Here is an 18,314-nt window from a genome sequence, read left to right on the forward strand (position 1 = left end):
TGCAGAGAAAATCGTGATCCTTCTCCGCAGACTGTTTTGATTATATGGAAGACGAGTAGAATACAATACTACTAGCTCCTCTACATACCTGAAGGGAGATGTGTAATGAATAATATCCTCATGATTTTGATTTTGCAGTTGTTGTACGTTCCCTGCTTTACTTTGCGCACGATTTTCATCGTTAAACAGCTTAGAACGCAAGCTACACTCCTTGGTGCGGTGGAATCATTGATCTATATCTTTGGTTTGTCGTTAGTATTTGACGGAGAACAAAGTTTCTGGAGCATGCTCGTTTATGCACTTGGGTTCAGTATCGGCATTTATATCGGAACTATGATAGAAGAGAAGCTTGCAATTGGCTACACATGCATTCAAGTAAATATTCCTACATTGAACCAGCCTCTCATCGACAAACTTCGGGAAGAAGGGTATGGCGTAACTGTATTCGAAGGTACCGGACGAGACAGCATCAGGTACAAACTTGAAATCCTGACGAAGCGAAATCAAGAAGAAGGATTATATGAAATGATCGGTGAATATCAGCCAAATGCATTTATTATTACGTATGAACCTAGAAAGTTTAAAGGCGGTTATTTGCTAAAAGCCATGAAAAGAAGAAGAAAAACAATACCTAAAAAAGGTCTCGAAGTCTCTTCCACTTCTCCAGAATAATCAGCTATGGTGGTAGTCACATGCCGTTCTCCCGACTACCCCATTCTACTTCCTCCCCCACTAATACTGTATAGCTATAATTGTCTTGGTACCTGGTACATAAACAAAAAAGCCTCCCAATCGTTTTCGCGATCAGAAGGCTCTCTTAGCTTTTCCATAGTAACTACCCGAATTGTGTGAGAATTGTGTGGGGACCTGGCACCCACTCTGGCACCCACCCTATTCCCTATCCCAAAAACGCTGCTTTGCAACAGCTGAAACGAACTCCATTCCAAAGTCAGAACTTGTCGAAGCAAACACGACGCCAGCTGCATGATGATTTTCTGATTGCCGTACATACGACTGTCCCGTAGTTGCAACACCAATTGGCTTGTAATGTTTATACGCTACATCCACGTAATAATTCAAGTCGTAATCGAACCTCTTCTGATTTTTATGACTTCCGCCAACAATGTATAACGAATCAAGAAGATAAGGGCTTGACGTTAAAAACGTTTCATCGATCGTAATTGTCGCACCATTATCGCCAGTAACTGTACCAAGTGTTGCACTGACGATGACAACAAAAACTCCGTATTCCTTTAAGGTTTTTAACACTTGGCTTACCTCGTCACCATTAAACCCGTCACCTATTAAGACACCTACTTTTTGTGAGTAAGCATAGCTCGGGGTGTTAGCCTGGCTTAGAGAGGGGTAACTAGTTGAAACAGGTACTTGGCTACTAGTTGGTCTGCTGACCCCTATATTGTCAGCAATCATATATGCCAGCTCCTGATCGACTTTAGCCAATAGTTCTACATTTTGTTGCCGAACGGATACACTTTTTACGCTCGCTAGTTGAAAACTCAATGCTTCAATCGTGTGCTGCTTCTCTACAGGAGATAAACTATTCCAAAAAATTCTCGGTTGAGTATAGAAATCATCAAACGATTTGCTTCGAGCTCGTATAGCATGCCCATCGATTTTTTTAGGATAAGATTCATACCCTCCCTCTTCTGGAGGAGTTGTGTAAGGCGTGTTATTGGCTAAAGAGTTTTTATGATAATCGACCTCATCCACGTCAATCCGGTACCTCATATTACCGCGACGTGTATTATTATGAAATGGACATATCGGTCGGTTGATAGGAAGGTCCTGGAAATTAGCGCTACCGAATCGATGATATTGAGTGCTTTGGTACGCCATTAACCTTCCCTGCAAAACGGGGTCATTGGAAAAGTCTATGCCTGGAACAACATTTGCCGGGTTAAATGCGACTTGTTCCAACTCTGCAAATTCATTGTCAACGTTTCGATTTAATGTCATCTTACCGATCAGCTGTACAGGTATGAGTTCTTCTGGCCAAAACTTTGCCGGATCTAGAATATCAAAATCAAATGCAAATTCATCTTCCAATGCAACTAACTGAACCCCGAGTTCATACTCAGCAAAAGCTCCGCGGTCAATTGCCTCTCTAAGGTCACGCCGGTGATAATCAGGATCAATTCCACCAATCTTTTGCGCCTCATCTTGAAGCAATGAATGAACGCCAAGGACTGGCTTCCATACAAAACGTACGAAAGTTGCTACTCCTTCTTCATTAACAAATAGATAGGTATTAATCGACCAAGATTCAATCATACGATAACTTCTTATGATGCCTCGGTCCGACATAACCCACAATACCATATGAAGAGCTTCTTGGTTATTCGCTATATAATCCCAGAAGTTATCATGTGCCCCGGAAGCTGTCGGCATTCCAGTACGCGGCTCAGGTTTATACGCATGCATCATATCTGGAAATTTCATCGCATCTTGATTGATTAAAACTGGCATGGCAATGGTAGTTAGATCATAGTTTCCTTCTTCTGTATAAAACTTCACGCCCTTACAACGTAAATCTCTTGCCGTATCCTTGGATCCTTTACTTCCTTGTACAGTAGAAAACCGTACAAATACCGAAGTCTTTTTTCCAGCCTCTTGTAAAAATCCGGCTTTTGTAAATTGCTTCATGGATTGATAGCATTCAAATTCACCGTGAGCACCATACCCTCTCGCATGGACCACTCTTTCAGGCACTTCCTCGTGGAGAAAATGCGTCATTTTTTCAAAGTACTCAAAATCCTGACGTAATGTAGGACCACGTACACCCGCTTTTAATTGGTCTTCATCGTTCGATAATTTTTTTGATTGATTCGTCGTCAAAGGTTTACCTGTATTTTGAATTCGGAATTGTTCTAATTGCTCATTTTTACGATTTTGTTTCACATTCTTTTCATTACGTGAACTTGAGTAATTCTCATCCATTAAATAAACTTCCCCCTTCAATTTCACATCAGACTACCTTATGAATATTCGATTGATTTCATTCCAATTCGGAAGATGGGGTTAAAGCGTGTAGTATTTGTTCTATAAATGGATGGAATAATAGTTAACGTTTTGTGAATACTGAAATTAGCTAAAGTGTCGTATAAACGAGGAAAGAGGTGTCTTCATGGATCCACAACTGTCTAATGGAGAAGATTATAAATATATAATGGCAACGTCTATTGGTAGCGGAAAAGGAATAGAAGTGTTGCCGGACCTATATTGCCATACTATACAAATTGTCAATATTGTTTTAGTAGGTCATCCAAATTCAAGGGACTTCGTGTTAATTGATACAGGTATGCCTTACTCAGCGGAGAAAATACTAGCGGTTGTAGAAGAGCGTTTCGGTGTGGATAGTCGTCCAAAAGCCATTATATTGACGCATGGACATTTTGATCATGTAGGAGCAGTCATTGAGCTAGTAAAGCATTGGGATGTGCCGGTGTATGCCCATGAACTAGAGCTACCGTTTTTAACCGGAGTATCCAGTTATCCAGACCCGGATACAAGTGTAGAAGGAGGAATGATTGCCAAGATGTCGTCTATATTCCCAACGGATCCTGTTCAATTGGGAAGCCATATCAAAAGCTTACCGTCTGACGGCAGTGTTCCCTTCCTGCCCGAATTTACATGGATTCACACTCCCGGTCATTCGCCAGGTCATGTATCGCTCTTCAGGCAAAAGGACAGAGCTTTAATTGCTGGAGATGCATTTGTGACTGTAAAGCAGGAATACCTCTATAAAGTGTTAACGCAAGAACAAGAAATAAGTGGTCCGCCACGCTATTTAACAACCGATTGGGACGCCGCTTTAGAATCCGTGATTAAACTTGAAGCCTTACAACCAACTGTCGCCATAACAGGTCATGGATTGCCTATGGAAAAAGAGCTACTTGCCAACAGTCTAAAGAAATTAGTCGATGACTTTGAACGTATTGCAGTTCCAGATTATGGTGAGTTTGTTGATCAAGATAGTGATTGAACCGATGAAGGCTGATTATTTAACACGTGTATGTTATTAAAAAGCGTCAACTCCTACAGTTTGGAGTCGACGCTTTTTCTTTATTTATGGGAGGAATAACCTCTCCTGTATTTGCTACCTTAAATTGTGTGGGGACCTGGTACCTGTATCGACTACGACTAGAAGGCTTTTTAATGCTTTACTCGTCTTGCATAGTCATTATAGAACCGTCATGCGCAGAAAATTTAATTCTGTACTGATCCCAGACAGTTTTCACGTGAAAAGTATGATATTCTCGATCGTAGTATTTATTTTCGGGCTGATTATATATTTTTTCTGTGCCTGATGAAATAAATTCTGTCCTGACGTCTCCGAAATCTTGATAATAACTTTTTTGCAAATAGTCCTGTACCTGGTCTACCGTCGGATTGATCGGTGACTCCTCAAAGGATTCACCGTCTATTCCATCCAGTAGCCACTTTCCGCCTTCCTTCACAAATGTGTAAATTTGATTGGCACCTGAGCTTAGCCCCCGGTTCGGTACTACGGTTTTTAAAATGCGCTTCGAAGGACTGTTTTCGATTATTTCAAATTTTAATTCGGTGGATACAGGCTCAGCGAACAACGATATATCGATCGTCGGATGCATAAATTTTTCATAATACTCTCTTACCTCTTCTACATACTGAGGAGTTGCGAGCTTTCTCAGGTCATTTTCAATATAAGAAAAATCCCTGTAAGCGCCGTTAACAATTTCTGCTGTTTCCAATACATTGCGGATGTCCGGACCAATTGTACTGATCGTTTTTCTCAGTTCGTTCCGTAAATCCTGACTAGCAATGTAAACCGGAATATCCGCTTTTACGATGGCATCCCGGCCATTATTGTATCGAATGGTGATGAAGGTCTGGTCACCATCTTTCGCAGTTGTTTTTGCCCGCACTCCGCCGAGATAGTTTGCAGTCGCTATGTTTCGGTCTTTCACTTTTAACGTTACATTGCTGTCTGGCAGTGTCAGCGGCTGCACATTTCCCTTCTGATCAGTTCCGCTGACTTTTAATTCTTTTGTCTCGCCCGGAGCCAACACAATAGCATCGCCAGTCAGCTCTTGATAACCGCATGTAGATCTCTGAACAAGAGGGATACTGAGAAATGGATAGGTTACGTCCCAATAAGTATTTTTTTCTGATCCTATTCGTGCCGTCGATTCAAAGTAGATTTCACCTTTTTCACTAAAACATGCTATATCTTTATCGATTTCACCGGCCACTTTCATTTTATAGCCGCCTGCAGTGTCTATACCTCCAAGTGTAAACTGTAATACATCGGCATTTATATTTATGCCTCCGCCAACCTTCCCTTCTATTTCACCTTTCAATGATAAAAATTCAGCAGACAGGTCACTTGTAGAATAATTGAAAGGCTTGTAGCCGGCTCCCTCTTTCATCAGACCAAGATTATAATTTTTTTCTTCGACAATTTCTAATTCAACAAACACTTTCCCGCTTGTCTCGCATTGTATAAATAATTGGATTGCAGCTCCTGCCACCCCGTACGCCTTGACCGGAATTGGAGCGGTAAGCGGAATTCTCAGCGGCTCCGGCTCAAAACCCGACAACTTTACTTTTACGTTCAACTCATTTTTCAATCCGCTGTCTAACTCCAGCCAATTCACGTTAAGTCCTTTAAAATCGTAATTCACCATGGGCTGGATGAGCTGAATCTTACCGCCAATAGTTGCTGCTCCCTCCTTCTCTCCTTTAGGGAATAATTGAACATCACTGAATTCTACATAAGGGTTACCATTTTCTTCTCCAATTTCAATCTTGCCTATGGATTTATCAACCGGGTTCTCCACTTCGAAGGTACGCCTGTCTCCGTTCTCAGTTTCACTGATCACACGTGAGTACACGTCAGGTTCCAACATAAAATCATCTGCCGTAATGGGTACCGTTTTCGAAATATCCAGATCTTTCACGACATCTTCCGCTTTTGGCTCTCTTGTCGTTAACACTGTTTTATGCCCGTCGTATCGGATATCAACAATTTCCTTAGCCCAGCCAAAAGTATGCTGGGCGGTCTCTGGAAAAATAATGATATCTCTAGCCGACAGCTGCTTCAATACATCCGGCATCCCATCGAAAACAAATGTATTGTTCTCATAATTCAAGTCTGCTGCTGATTGTACAATATCGTCAGGCAGACTGGTCACACCTTCTTGGTATGTAACAGCGTTTGTACTATCTTTACGCGGAGAAAACGCATTTGACTCATCACGCTGTTCACCTGTTTGGAACGGCATCTTCACAGGCTTGCGCAGCAATTTGCGCTTTGCCGATGAAACTTCATCCGCGACAAACAGCGTATAAGCAGTATTTGGCAAGTACCCTCCCTTAGGCGGCTGCACGACCACTGTATTACCTTGATCTACCAGCACTGCAGTCGTAGGGATCACTTGCCCTGCTTCGTCTGTTATGTATAGTTGCTTGTTTGTAATGGATGACACTTCCACATCTCCACTGAACGTAATCGTCCACTCCTTGTTTAATGGAACATTCTTTTTCATTGGCATGGACTCCCAGTCTGTCTCTGCCTGTACGGAAAGCGGCGCCCCCAGGATGGCTTTTATAAAAATGCCAGTGAATAGAAGTATAACAACGGCGGCTAAGGAACTTCGCTTTACGAATCGCTGCAATAAAATCTCCTCCTGCTTGTTTAATAGTATTACTTATATACTATCACTTCAGAGGGTGCATATTCGATTTAACTTTAAATTATTCTGAAAAGTTGATAGTTTACATGATATTTTTTATGTGACAGTGTCTAGTATGTTTAAATCCGAGAAATATTTTATACGTCTAAAGTATTTTATATGCCCAAACTTTTTAAAAGTAGATTCTGCAATATTATGCTATCATACATACCGAACACAAAAAGGACCGGTGACATCTATGACTAATCGCAACAAAGGCATTGTACTCATATTACTCTCTGCATTCGGCTTCTCGATCATGACCTTGTTCGTCAAATTATCGGGCGACGTGCCGACGCTGCAGAAAACGATATTCCGCAACGGGGTATCGATGGTCATTTCATTCTTCTTCGTTCTCCGCTTCAAAGAGCGCCTTTTCGGCAAACGGGAAAACCAGCCTCTTCTGCTATTGCGGTCGGCACTCGGCATGATCGGAATTATCCTGCTGTTTTATGCAATCGACCACCTCGTCATTGCAGATGCGGACATGCTGAATAAAATGAGTCCGTTTTTCACGATCATCTTTGCGGCCATTTTTTTGAAGGAATTCGTTAAACCGTATCAAATTTACAGCATCATCGCTGCTTTCCTGGGCACGTTATTTATCATCAAGCCGTCGTTCTCGCTCGATCTCGTTCCGTATGCTGCGGGAATCTTGTCTGCCATTTTTGCCGGAGCTGCCTACACTGCGCTTCGCGCACTCGGCAACCGGGAGCAGTTTTACACGGTCGTATTTTATTTCTCGAGCTTTACGACTGTCGTGCTTCTTCCGTTCGTCATTTACGATTATCAGCCGATGACTTTGCAGCAGACCATCTATTTGCTGCTTGGCGGAGTATTTGCGACAATCGGTCAATTCGGCATCACGCTCGCCTATAAATTTGCACCCGCCAAGGAAATCTCCGTCTTCAACTATTTCACGGTCGTGTTTACGGCTTTGCTCGGGCTGGCTTTCCTTGGGCAAGTACCTGATCTATACAGTATAATCGGTTATTTCATTATTTTTGGCGCATCGTTTTATATGTTTTTGAAGAATAAAAAAGAAACAGTAGAAGCCACATAAATTTATGAGATATTATTAATCATGAGTATAGGCAGAGAGTGAAAGAGGAACAAATGTAAACTTGTAATAAAAAACGTTTCTTCTTTTCGGTACGCCACACAACTAGCTTGATTGCTTCACTTTTGGAGCAACCGGGCAAACTTTCTTTACAATCAAGCTGAATTTGTGGGGACCATTACAGATAGTCATCCAGTGGAGAAGTCCGTCAGTCCACGATTTTATTGCGTATCTCAAAACAGCGCAATTGCCTTATTTCTTCAATCACATTTCTTGCAAAACTAATAAAAAGTCCTCTGATTTTCATTTCAATCAGAGGACTTTTAAAAATTTTCAGCGTCCTTACTCCAAGTCTCTTTAACTATACTCTCACTTCTTAATCTTCCACCCGCCCCAAACCTTTGGCGTCGCAAGATCCGCTCCGTAACTGTCTACAAAGTATACAGAAACATGATCTTCATATTTTCCGGTATTCTTAACCATATTGCCGACCAGTTCTCCTAATTGGTCTGCAAATCTTTCTCATGTTCAGGAGAATAATACCAGCTGTCGCTTACCACCACATTTACCGATCCCCAATCATCGTAACGAGGACGAACATCAAGGATAATGCCGTCGCTCATCGTCTTCAATTCAGAAATCGCTTCATCAAATGTATTACTTTGCTGATTTTTCACAGCTTCAGCTGATGGATACGCAACTGTGACTGTTTCAAACGTAGCGTTTTTACCGCCTAATTGATTATCCCTCGCTAAATCTCCAGTCATTTTTTCACCAAACTCGCCATAGATACTCTTAATGGTATCCGGCTGCGGGTGGTCATCTAAATTGAATCTGAACATTGCGCTTGCTGCAAATTCTGTAGGTTTCAAATCGGCGGGAATGTCAAAAGTCAATTCAGCCTTGCCGCACTGCGTTTTTATAATTGTGTGGGGACCTGGTACCCTATCAATCCAATCGAACACTCTTAGTCTCCAGTAAATCACCATACTTATCTCTAAGAGTAAGTGAGGCACTAGCACCTTGTTGCAACACATTGGTACCCAACTTGAATACTCCATCACCTTCGTAATGTAATTCAATTCCATCGATGAATGCCTCTGATACCTCGTCTGCCGCATGCAACTCTACTATATATAAGTTAACAAATGGCGAGAACGTACTATTAAATGAGACAATATAATCTTCTTCCACAACATGGAGTTCAACACTAATACCAAAACCACTCTCTGTCTTTCCTTTAGCTATGATTGTCCCTAGTGTCGAGGTATCGACAGGAGTCCAATTCACATGTTCTTTACCAGTTGTTTTGTCTTTATAAGTTACTGCTACCTGGCTAGGCAATTCAGGTATTGAGCCCTTTTTCACATTGATAGGTGCTAACTTCTCTGTTGAGATGATGTTTGTGTCTACAACTTCTATACTGTAGGCTTTTCGTGCCGATTCACCAACAGCATCAGTCACTTCAACATCAAAGTTATAGACCCCCGCTCTTGAAGGAATCCCCATAATTTGCCCTGTTTCTGCACTTATGGTAAGACCGCTTGGCATGCTTCCTGAAATTCTGCGATATGAATAAGGTTCTCTGCCATTTATAGCCTGTACTTGGTCAGTATAGTCACTTTTTACAGCTGCAGTACTTAAGTCCGCCGCTTTCATTGCAATGAAAGAATGGCGCTTGCCGGCAACGTAATCTAAAATTATCTGAGCATCTGCTTGGGACACAAGTTGGTCTCCATCGACATCAGCTGATAAAAATTCTTCCCGGTTCGTAATGGAAGTCCCTTTCACATGTTGAAGTATCCGAACCGCTCCTGCTGCATTCGGCTTATTCTTACCAACTACATCACCTGGAGGCATTTTCCGAATAATTTTCCCTTCTAAAGTAGCCAACGTTAATGGAGTGTTGGTTCTTCCGATTGCAGAGAGGCGCTCAACTTCCAATAGTATCGTTTCACTTTCTTTTACCCCGGATGGGACTTCATAAGTGATATGTCCAATGACAGTACGTGGAGCCAATCTAACTTGTTTACCGGTAGTTGAAATTACATCAATTGTCAATTTTCCATTCGCAATATTACTTGCGGAACGGAACTGAGATCCTGTAAATATTGCGGCCGGTATAAATTCTTTTATCGTTAGATTATGATGATTAGCCTGCAATGTAATCTCTAGATTGGCTGATGTTAAATACAGTGTTCCGTGTAAAATGACCGGGACATCTACTGTCGTGCTAAGTGACTTTACTTCTCCTATTTCCAAAGTATCTTTAACCGCTGCTTCAGCTTTTTCCTCTGCTAAACAAAAAGTTAAAAGAAACAACAAAGGAATTGCTGAAAGTCGTAAAAATAATTTCATGTTGTCCTCCCTTTTACTTTGACCGTTATTATTTCACAGTAAACGTTTTACGTACAGGTTCCACAAGCTTTGTTCCTTTTGCTGATAGTAGCTGTCCTGTAATCTCCATTGTGTGGCTTCCTTTTGAGTAATTCGTATCTGGAAATACTTCAAATGTATAAGGCGTAATGGATTTCACCTTTACTGGAACACTTGTGGTCCCTCTAGATACATTTACAGCATGTTTATTCAGTGTTTTCATATCATATGGCTCGCTCAATGTGACAGTCCACACTTTGTTTGGCAAGACTGTAGTTGGATGATCTTTAGTAGTACCATCAAAGGGTTTAACTGCTCCGTTAACTATTTGTAGGGGGAGCTCTTTACCATCTTCCGTATAGAAGTACGCATTTTCTATCTTGATTTCAGTATCTGCTTTTGCTTTACTGACTCTCGCTTTAATTGTCAAAATATCGCCTTGTAACATCGTACCTTGTGCTGCTGCAAAAGATGTAGAAACTGTACCTGCAGTATCACTTAATGAAGATTTCAAATACCCTTCCAATACTTCACCTGTCTCTACATTGGTATCCGTTATGCTGAGAAGCTCATTGTCATACTTCAAATCAAGTGAGCCACCCGCAACTTTTTCCGAACTGTCTATAAAAACGGCTAACTCAATTGTAGTTGCTCTATCAGTATAAACGGAAGAGATTCCGATCGTCGTCTTACTTTCTGCAGAAGCGACTGCCGGTAAAATTGATACTAGCAGCGTGAGCAACAGAACAGCCATTGTAGTAATTTTCTTCATGAGATGTGAGGTTTCAATAGTCCTCTTCCTCCATTCTGTTCATTTAATTAACGCACTTCAAAAAGTAAAACTTCAGGAGCAAATTCACTTAGAATGGCTTGGAACAATGTTCGATTATTCATCAATGTGGCGATTGAATAATAGCCAGGCGCTACGCTTCCTGAAGGCGCGTACGGAATTCCGTATGTCGTCATCGCTGTCTCCAGTAAGTCCCCGGCACTATTGTAAACAGAAACTTTTACAAACTCACCAGGTTCTGTATGATAACGACTAAATTGATACGTTTTATAGTTGCTGTTAGCTCCCGTTAATACTACGGGTAAAGTTTGTCCATTGATTTCCAATGTAACTTGTGAAACTGCAGTGTTATTGATTTCTATCGTGCCACTGTTTAGCTGTCCGATAGGTCCAAATTTTATATTTTCTATATAATTCCCCGGAACTACAATACCAATTTTCATATAGTCGTACAAAGCCATGATCTGATTATATCGATCTTCATCACTCAATAGATCTTTAAGAGTTTTAACTCCTTGAACTGGCTCAGATTTTTCTTTAACGGAGATGCGCACGGTTTTAATGAATCCGCCCTCTTCTGTCTCCGCTATAATTGTAGTATTTCCGGCATCTTCAGGAGTAACTACACCATTCCGAACTGTTGCTACTGAAGGATTCATTGAACGCCAGTTGACTTTTTGATTCAATGCGGTTGTCGGTTTAACAGTATAACCAATTGTTGCTAGGCCTGGAAAAAATAGCGAACCTTCTTTTACAAAAATTAGTTCTGTGCGATCTAGAACTAATGAAGTAACTAGATCTGGCGAATTTTGAGCTGCGGTAACAGGCACAGTATACAACTTTGTAGTTTTACCATCTGCCGCGGTTACCAGTACTTTTATAATACCTTGATCATCGTCTCCAAGATAATTCCCTTGGATGGTAACCTTGGCATTTCTATCCTTAGGACGTGCATCCACTTTCAATTCTCTTAAGGATCCGATTACGTGCTCTTTTGAAATCCAATGCAATGGATAGTTACCATTTTGTGGTTTGAAATTCACAACTGGTACGTCCTGGATAGAGAGTGAAACAAGTTCTGCTTCTGACGAGGGGCTTTTCTCTAGTAAGTTCACCCATTTTATCTGTCCTGTAGTAGTTCCTAGATATTCTGGAATGCGTCCCTCTACTTCAAAATTCATGAAGGTGAAACCTACTCCTTGCGCAACAATCCTCTTATCCATCACACCAGTTAAGTCCACTTTATGCCTTCCTGACGCATGAAAATTGTATCGACTGTAACTCTTAGTGAATAGCTGGGAGCGGTCGCTATAAAAACGGTGAAATTCCATGTCGCCTATCTGAGTGAATTTCCCACCTACTTTTAAAACACCGTCCGTCAAATGTGGCCAGTCATCTTTTGGTTTCATTAATTCCGTATAACTACGACCTCCATGATTCCGCAGACTCTTCATAGTAAAATCACGATAAACATGGACGTAATCCCCATCACCTTCTCCATATTCGGGTGTAGTAGTATCCATTGACCCTTTGATCATTGTCAACCAGCCATCTTCGACTGTGTAATCCCCGAATATACGAACCACTCCGTGATTGACGTAAAGCTGTCCACTAGTCTGAGTCACGTTACCAGTCTTCCTGTTGAAATCCTTCATACTTTCAGCTGAACCAACCTGGAGGAGTCCGCCATTAACATTTAACGAATCGTTAAGTTGAAATGCTTCATCAATTAACGGGCCGCCTGCAATAGTTAAATTACGCTCGACAATCAGTCTTCCTTTTTGCAAATCCATATGACCTCTTTGTGTGAAACTACTTTTTGCATGAAGCAGCCCACCGCCAAATAAGATACGTCCTCTTTGTGTTGCTTCGCTTGCCAAGACTGCATCTTGACCATTCAAATTAATTTTGCCATTCGCATCTTGTGTAAATGCCCCTCTAATATCCAGCTCAGGTGCATTTCCTCTAAATGTGCCATTTACATCAATTTGTCCATTTTGAATAAAAGACCCGCTCGTTTTCAAGCTACTGTTATTTAAACGAATTTGAGCGTCAGGATTTTGTTCAAGACCACCGTTGACCACAACTTCAGCGCTAACGGCTCGTAACTCTGCACAGGACAGTAGCACCAAACTTCCATCGACTGTCAGATTATAACCATTTAAATCTAAAGTCATATTTTCTTGAAGCACCAAATCTCCTGGTGCATGGTAATCGCGAGTGAGTGTCCAGTCGCTTGGAATTTTAGGTTCTCTTAATTCTTCAAGATTCCTGCGCAAAGCACTGAATGTATCTTCTAGCTGGGCTGCATTTATTGCCTGATAATACTGGCCATTGGTTCTACTTGCCAAATCTTGTAGTAATGTACTATTTATTGTTGCAGATGTGCCAAGTCCTATTGTATAGATACTAATGTTATTGCGATTCGCTTCATCTGCTAAATCACGGGACAACGCGTTATTTATCGAATGACCATCACTTAGCAACACAATGATCTTATGGTTATTTCCACTGTGGGTTTTTATTTCCCTAATAGCCTCATCCAATCCAGTATGTATATCGGTACCTCCATATGCTCCTATTGAATCAAGAGCCGCATGAATACGGTAGCGATTATTCGTTAAGGGAGATAACAGATTGGAAGCGGTAGCGGAATATTCCACTACTCCGAAACGATCTAACGGCTGCATTTGATTCACCATAGCTTTAGCTGCTCTAATTCGCAGTCTATCTGGGTCATTTGCTATCATGCTCCCCGATGAATCAATCGTAAAGACTACATCCATCCCCCGCTCCATCCCACAAGCTGCTCCTATTGCAGCTCCATTTGCTTCTGCAGATACTAAATTATTTGGCAACGCAACCGATAGTATAGCTAGTAGGCTAATGATCGCCACCTTTGTTAGACGATATGATTTCATATATTTTTTCCGTCCTTCCTGGTCACTTACGATTTATGTATGTAGATTTTAAAGCCGAAGAACACTATAAAGGAGAGTTCAATTTATGAGAAAAGTAGTAATGACATGGTTGACGTGTTTACTTTTACTTTCATTTACACATCAAGCAAACGCAGTAGATTTACGTGATCGTACAACGGATTTATCAGACAAGCCTTGGTCAGTTACATTTAATAAACCAGCGGACCCATTTACAGTGAACAAAGATACAGTTTATATTCAGTCCGATGATAAGTTCCTACTACCTTCCTCGCTATCTATATCGGATGACGGGAAAATTATTGAAGTAAAACCTACTAAATTGTATAAGCCGAATGTACAGTATTCACTAGTAATCCTCAGTAAATTACAATCTAAAGACAAAAAGATTCGTTTATCTAAAGATACGATTTTGAGATTCAAGTACGAAGGTGCAGCATTTAAATCTATCACTGCAAAACCTCTGTCTTTAGGAATGAATGTGATTATACAAACAAAACCAGAAGTAAAGAATATAGAACTAACAGATGCAGCAGGTATCACACACACTATGCATCGTACAGGAATTGATCAGTATTCATTTGTTTTACTGAGTCAACATATCGGGGATATCTTAAACTTACGAGCATACGATGCGAACGAATCACTATTGGAGGACCTAGCGTATGAACTGTGAGACTAACAACCTATTAAAGAAACGGCTAACTAATCTGTTACTGATTTTCCTACTCGTGTTCTCTGCGATCCCTTCTCCTATACATGTTACAGCTGCGGATGGGAGTTCTACAAAACCCGCTGCTCCGATATTGATCGAAAACTCACTGGAACCGCGTACTATTTCAGCAACCAATGGCAGTACCGATGCCACAATTACATTAACGAATCATTCAGTTACTCCGAAGAAAGAGTACATTACTAAATTGGATTCAACTGAATATAAATCTCAGGCTGGTTTACCTGCTGGAAAATATACAGCTAGATTCACTGTGAATAATGTTCAAAGTATAGATTCTAATGAAATCACGATTCGGCCAGAAATGGTTACTGCAGAAATTGTAGGCAATGATTCGGGGCCCCAAAATAATCAAGGTATTATTCATGTTAAAAATGTTAAAGAGAAAAATAAAGTACACTTGTATCTAGGTTCAAAGCTTCTACAAACATGTAGCGTAAACCCCTCAGAATTATGTGAGTTTAAAAATCTACGAGATGGTACATATATTATTTATCAAGAAGAAAACGGTATAAGTGGTCCTCGCTTGTCTGATATAAGCACCACCATTAAAAATGGTGGTGTACCTGAGATTATACTGGCACCTATACCTGAGAACGGCGAAACTGTATCGGGGAATATGTTTAGAGATCCCGGATATAAGGCACTAGATTTTCCCGACGTAGATATAACAGATAAAGTGATTAAGACTCCCACAAATTTAGACACATCTACACCTGGCAAATTTACTATTACTTATTCTGTTACAAACGATCATGGAAAAACAGCAACCGCTCACAGAGAAGTGACAGTTCTACCGAAAACCGTAACATTGAAAAGTTGTGGTGATGATTGTAATACCAATGCGAATGGAAAAGGTATATACGGAAAAATACCAGTAAGTCCTACTAATTTGCAAAAGTTCGAAAGTGAACTAACTGAAATCACGCTATACAATAAGGAAGCGAATTTTAAGAGAACTAAATATGTTAAATTCCCTTTCCATGATCCAATAGAATTCACAAATGTTCCCGTAGGTGAGGGATATTATGTGACGCAAATAGTCAACGGAGAAGAAAGTAAGGAATCCAACAAATTCACTATAAAAGATGACACGCCTCCTAAAATCACATTAAAGGGAGCACCAGTAATAGAACATCCTTTAGACGAACCTTACGATGATTATGGAGTGTTAGTATCTGATAACATAACAAGCCCTAATGAAATACAGATCGATATAAAAGGTCTTGATGAGGTGAATACGAGTATTCCAGGAAACTACATTATTAAGTACACTGCAACAGATCAAGAAGGGAATATCTCGTCAACCATCAAACGGGAGATCATAGTCCGTCCTGCTGCAGTAATTGCTATTGGTAGCCTAGCGAATATTAAAGGTTTAGGTGAAGTGGGTGTAAAAAATATTTACTCCAATAATTCCAATCTCGAAACAAATGTTACTCTTTATAAATGCACAACGGATTGTAATGCACGTAGTGTAGATGGGGACCTAAGTAAAATAGCGGTAGAAAGACTTTTAGAGGTTAGTAATAAAGTTCCAAATGAACCGGGTAAACCAAATCCAATAATTATTTCTTCGACAGAAACAACAGCAGTTTTCACGGAAAAAGAGATAGGTTTTTACTTTGTAATACAAGAGGTAAAAGGATATAAGAGTAAACCCTCTAACCTGGTAGAAATTGTGGACACTGATAAACCACACATTACCTTGGAAGGTCCTGAAAAGATCTCCATTGTTTTTGATAAGAAAATACCAGATGGTCAAAAGCAATATTTTGAATGGGATACAAATAAACTGGTATTTAAAGAGCCTGGTGCAGTAGCTAAAGATTATATAGATGGTGAAATTACAGTCCAACGCACAAGCGTAGAAGATGGTAATGAAGTTACGCTTACTAGTCCCATCTATTCAAACTTCGATATTTTATATCCAGGCACCTACACATTATTGTACAACGCCACTGCCGTTCGTGGAAAAGAAGCAACAGAAAGAAAACGCGTATTGTCAGTGACGCCTAAACCACCTACACCTGAGCGCGGTAATGAACCTAATACAATTAGAGTAAATGATATCTTTAATGATCAGGCGCAATCAGTAATGAATAGAGAGGTTACTCTTTACGATATGAATGGCGTAGTTTTGGAGAAAACATCTTCAATAACTAATAAGAGTGCGTTATTCGAAAAAGTGCCTGCCGGTCTTGGATACACTGTCACACAAACTGTAAACGGAATGGAAAGCACACATTCAGAGCCTGTTGATTTGTACAACCATCCAGATGCAACAATGAATCCATTTTATATGTCTTCCTTTACAATCAGAGGAATTGACGCAAAGCCGGTTATTAATCATATAAGAAAAACAATTCAACTCACTGTTCCCTATAATACCGATCTTTCCAAACTCATTCCTATATTTACTGTGGCATCCGATGGAGAGAAAAACCCTAAAGTTGAAGTAGATGGCGTAGTTCAACAAAGTAATAGTAGCGAAGTAGATTTCAGCGGAGATCTTCATACAATAATATACAAAATAACCGACGAGAATTCTCTAGCTGATGGTTACAGTACGGAATATACAGTCACTATTAAGACAGCAAATGTTTCCTCAGCCTTTTGGAAACAATCATTCAATAAAAACATCACACTTAAAACAGACAGCAGTTTACTACCACTTGAACTATCTGCTCAGGAGAAACTACTTGCTAACAGTCAGGGGATCAGCTACCTAACTGACGACCTGATGATTCATATGTCTGCTTTGACAGCACAAGTGAATACAGACAGCAATCTAGCCATACGAAAATTGTCTAGAGGCGATATACTACAACCTACCGACCAGCCATGGCTGATCAACATCTCCAATATAGTGGAATTAACAACTGATTATACAAAGCGCTTTGTACAACCTATTGAAATTGAACAAAACGCATCAGAATCTAAAGTGCTAGTTAGACTTAGTCGAATAAACGGAGTACTTTATGCATTCACAGTACCTAGTCGCGCTATGGAAGGTAGAGTGATAGGTCTTGCTACTGAACCTGGCATCTATGCACTCGTTGATGCTAATGTTAAACCTACAATTAAAGGATTCGAGAATAATTACAAAATTACTTCGAATGGTTTGATACGATATAAGACAGATGATACGTCTATACATTACATTAAAAGTTCCAACGATCCTTCTTTAAATGGATATGAAGACAAAGAGTTACTATTGAACACCCATCCTACTTGGAACCTCTATGCAAGTAATGAAACTATAAAGGCTAAAAACAATTCGCTTTACGCTGTGAATATTTCGAATAAAATTATCAGTTCCATAGAGGATCTACCTGCTAAACCTGTAACAGAATGGAACAGTTCATTAATTGAAGTCGATCCACATAAAGTATGGGCGGTAACGTTTAATGCACAAGTCCATCAAGATTCTTTAATAAATGGAACAATACGTGTGACCGAGAATGCTACTGGCGCAATTGTTCCCACCCACATCACAGTCAGTCCAGATGGTAAAACAGTAAAAGTTGCGCCGGTTACACCTTACGCACGTAACAAAGCCTATAAGTTATGGGTTGATAAGGAAACAAAAGGACATACTACTCAAAACAGTTTCTTAACACAGCCTGTAAAAAAATCATTTTACGTAAAATAAGCAAAAAGGAGATTCCAACAAATATGT

At 40.3% G+C, this 18,314-nt stretch carries 11 protein-coding genes; 5 read left to right on the forward strand and 6 right to left on the reverse strand.

Annotated features, from left to right (window positions below):
* The first annotated feature begins 105 nt into the window (after positions 1-105).
* Positions 106-672: a DUF2179 domain-containing protein gene (locus CSV74_RS07460; protein ID WP_029052692.1), complete on the forward strand. Its 567-nt coding sequence runs from the start codon at positions 106-108 to the stop codon at positions 670-672.
* Positions 673-891: 219 nt separating this feature from the next.
* Here CSV74_RS07460 and CSV74_RS07465 read toward each other — a convergent pair whose 3' ends face one another.
* Positions 892-2,958 (reverse strand): catalase, encoded by a 2,067-nt coding sequence (locus CSV74_RS07465; RefSeq protein ID WP_099691202.1) that lies wholly within the window; start codon positions 2,956-2,958, stop codon positions 892-894.
* 187 nt (positions 2,959-3,145) lie between these two features.
* Between CSV74_RS07465 and CSV74_RS07470 the strand changes: the two genes are divergently transcribed.
* Positions 3,146-4,003 carry an MBL fold metallo-hydrolase gene (locus tag CSV74_RS07470; protein WP_099691203.1) on the forward strand — a complete coding sequence of 286 codons (858 nt, stop codon included), beginning with the start codon at positions 3,146-3,148 and terminating at the stop codon, positions 4,001-4,003.
* Positions 4,004-4,181: 178 nt separating this feature from the next.
* On the opposite strand, the gene CSV74_RS07475 is transcribed toward CSV74_RS07470, so the two are convergent.
* A complete protein-coding gene (locus tag CSV74_RS07475) occupies positions 4,182-6,548 on the reverse strand; it encodes an Ig-like domain-containing domain (protein ID WP_158231770.1) in 2,367 nt (788 codons plus the stop codon).
* Positions 6,549-6,933: 385 nt separating this feature from the next.
* Here CSV74_RS07475 and CSV74_RS07480 point away from each other — a divergent pair, with 385 nt between their 5' ends.
* Positions 6,934-7,797 carry a DMT family transporter gene (locus CSV74_RS07480; RefSeq protein ID WP_099691205.1) on the forward strand — a complete coding sequence of 288 codons (864 nt, stop codon included), beginning with the start codon at positions 6,934-6,936 and terminating at the stop codon, positions 7,795-7,797.
* A gap of 497 nt (positions 7,798-8,294) precedes the next feature.
* On the opposite strand, the gene CSV74_RS07485 is transcribed toward CSV74_RS07480, so the two are convergent.
* Genes CSV74_RS07485 through CSV74_RS07500 form a run of 4 tightly spaced genes read right to left on the reverse strand, consistent with a single transcriptional unit; the run spans position 8,295 to position 13,881 of the window.
* Entirely contained in the window at positions 8,295-8,759 is a 465-nt protein-coding gene (locus CSV74_RS07485; RefSeq protein WP_099691206.1) for a hypothetical protein, read from the reverse strand.
* Positions 8,743-10,152, reverse strand: a complete 1,410-nt coding sequence (locus tag CSV74_RS07490; protein WP_099691207.1) for a putative Ig domain-containing protein — start codon at positions 10,150-10,152, stop codon at positions 8,743-8,745. Before CSV74_RS07490 ends, CSV74_RS07485 begins: the two co-directional genes overlap by 17 nt.
* Positions 10,153-10,180: 28 nt before the next feature.
* Positions 10,181-10,942 carry a cohesin domain-containing protein gene (locus CSV74_RS07495; protein ID WP_099691208.1) on the reverse strand — a complete coding sequence of 254 codons (762 nt, stop codon included), beginning with the start codon at positions 10,940-10,942 and terminating at the stop codon, positions 10,181-10,183.
* A gap of 47 nt (positions 10,943-10,989) precedes the next feature.
* Positions 10,990-13,881, reverse strand: coding sequence for a VWA domain-containing protein (locus CSV74_RS07500; protein ID WP_099691209.1), 2,892 nt, complete (start codon positions 13,879-13,881; stop codon positions 10,990-10,992).
* 85 nt (positions 13,882-13,966) lie between these two features.
* Between CSV74_RS07500 and CSV74_RS07505 the strand changes: the two genes are divergently transcribed.
* Complete coding sequence (locus tag CSV74_RS07505; protein WP_099691210.1) at positions 13,967-14,575, forward strand: Ig-like domain-containing domain; 609 nt, start codon at positions 13,967-13,969, stop codon at positions 14,573-14,575.
* Complete coding sequence (locus CSV74_RS07510) at positions 14,565-18,287, forward strand: immunoglobulin-like domain-containing protein (protein WP_099691211.1); 3,723 nt, start codon at positions 14,565-14,567, stop codon at positions 18,285-18,287. Before CSV74_RS07505 ends, CSV74_RS07510 begins: the two co-directional genes overlap by 11 nt.
* The last annotated feature ends 27 nt before the right edge of the window (positions 18,288-18,314 follow it).

The sequence above is a fragment of the Sporosarcina sp. P19 genome, from assembly GCF_002743165.1.
Classification (GTDB): domain Bacteria; phylum Bacillota; class Bacilli; order Bacillales_A; family Planococcaceae; genus Sporosarcina; species Sporosarcina ureae.

Excerpts from the sequence above, each read along its gene's own strand:
- CSV74_RS07460 (WP_029052692.1), top strand. The coding sequence starts at position 106 with ATGAATAATATCCTCATGATTTTGATTTTGCAGTTGTTGTACGTTCCC.
- CSV74_RS07465 (WP_099691202.1), bottom strand. The coding sequence starts at position 2,958 with ATGGATGAGAATTACTCAAGTTCACGTAATGAAAAGAATGTGAAACAA.
- CSV74_RS07470 (WP_099691203.1), top strand. The coding sequence starts at position 3,146 with ATGGATCCACAACTGTCTAATGGAGAAGATTATAAATATATAATGGCA.
- CSV74_RS07475 (WP_158231770.1), bottom strand. The coding sequence starts at position 6,548 with ATGAAAAAGAATGTTCCATTAAACAAGGAGTGGACGATTACGTTCAGT.
- CSV74_RS07480 (WP_099691205.1), top strand. The coding sequence starts at position 6,934 with ATGACTAATCGCAACAAAGGCATTGTACTCATATTACTCTCTGCATTC.
- CSV74_RS07490 (WP_099691207.1), bottom strand. The coding sequence starts at position 10,152 with ATGAAATTATTTTTACGACTTTCAGCAATTCCTTTGTTGTTTCTTTTA.
- CSV74_RS07495 (WP_099691208.1), bottom strand. The coding sequence starts at position 10,942 with ATGAAGAAAATTACTACAATGGCTGTTCTGTTGCTCACGCTGCTAGTA.
- CSV74_RS07500 (WP_099691209.1), bottom strand. The coding sequence starts at position 13,881 with ATGAAATCATATCGTCTAACAAAGGTGGCGATCATTAGCCTACTAGCT.
- CSV74_RS07505 (WP_099691210.1), top strand. The coding sequence starts at position 13,967 with ATGAGAAAAGTAGTAATGACATGGTTGACGTGTTTACTTTTACTTTCA.
- CSV74_RS07510 (WP_099691211.1), top strand. The coding sequence starts at position 14,565 with ATGAACTGTGAGACTAACAACCTATTAAAGAAACGGCTAACTAATCTG.